1 protein-coding gene is annotated in these 1,481 nt (G+C 59.7%); it reads left to right on the forward strand.

Going from position 1 to position 1,481, the window contains the following annotated elements; all coding sequences use genetic code 11:
- A partial coding sequence (locus VA602_RS15875; protein WP_323453682.1) for an immunoglobulin-like domain-containing protein occupies nucleotides 1–1,481 on the forward strand: 1,481 nt, incomplete at both ends.

A 1,481-nucleotide genomic window follows, 5' to 3' on the forward strand; every position in this document is an offset into this window, starting at 1 on the left:
CCAGCCAGCGATCGTGAACAAGCTGGAAGGTGTTACCGGCGCCGATAACTTCGAGAAGCTGACCCTCGGCGACGGCACCGTCACCACTACTGTGACTGATGAGCCAGGCACTGGTACTCCAGGTACCGGCAACGAAGGCGACAAGGTTTCCGTCACCATCGTCAGCAATGGCAACGTCACTGAAGACCAGCAGCCGTCGTTCACTGTCAAAGTGAACCAGCCGTTGGATCGTCCGCTCACCGTCACTCTGAGCAATGGCGACAAGGTCACCATCGCTGCGGGCCAGACCCAGGTTGAGTACAAGGCGCCAGCCCAGGGCGATGACGTCTTCAAAGACTCAGGCTCTCTGACCGTCGGCATTTCTGATGCTTCCGTTCCAGGCAAGACCTTCGAGAATCTCGAGCTGGGCGGTTCGGCAACGGTTCAGATCACTGACACCGAAAGTGAAGTGGTCGCAACCCTGACTGCTGACAAAACGACTGTCAGCGAAGGCGGCGAGATCACCTACACCGTCACCCTGACCAACGCCCAAGGCCTTGACGTCAAGGGTCATGGCGGTCTGACCTTCACTCTTTCGGATGGCACCAAAGTGACCGTTCCGGCAGGCAGCGCCACCGGCACTATCACCATCCACGCACCGGACGACGTGTACGTAGGCGGTCAGCCAAACATCGTCAACAAGATCGAATCGGTCACCGGTGGTGATAACTTCGAGAAGCTGACCCTCGGCGACAACTCCGTCACCACCACAGTGACTGACGAGCCAGGTACCGGCACCCCGGGCACCGGCAACGAAGGCGACAAAGTCTCCGTCACCATCGTCAGCAACGGCAATGTCACCGAAGATCAGCAGCCATCGTTCACTGTCAAAGTGAATCAGCCGCTGGATCGCCCGCTGACTGTCACCCTGAGCAATGGCGACAAGGTCACCATCGCGGCCGGCCAGACTCAGGTCGAATACAAGGCACCTGCACAAGGTGACGACGTATTCAAAGATTCCGGCTCGCTCACCGTTGGCATCAGCGACGCAACCGTACCGGGCAAGACCTTCGAGAACCTCGAGCTGGGCGGTTCGGCCACCGTTCAGATCGCTGACACCGAAAGTGAAGTGGTCGCAACCCTGACTGCTGACAAAACGACCGTCAGCGAAGGCGGCGAGATCACTTACACCGTTACGCTGACCAACGCCCAAGGCCTGGACGTCAAGGGTCACGGCGGCCTGACCTTCACTCTGTCGGATGGCACCAAGGTGACCGTTCCGGCTGGCAGCGCCACCGGCACCATCACCATCCACGCGCCGGACGACGTGTACGTTGGCGGCCAGCCAAGCATCGTGAACAAGCTGGAGTCCGTCACTGGCGCCGATAACTTCGAAAAACTGACCTTGGGTCAGGGCGAAGTGAAAACCGATGTCACCGATGAGCCGGGCACCGGCACTCCGGGCACCGGCAACGAAGGCGACAAAGTCTCCGTCACCATCG

The sequence above is a fragment of the Pseudomonas machongensis genome, assembly GCF_034961125.1.
Classification (GTDB): domain Bacteria; phylum Pseudomonadota; class Gammaproteobacteria; order Pseudomonadales; family Pseudomonadaceae; genus Aquipseudomonas; species Aquipseudomonas machongensis.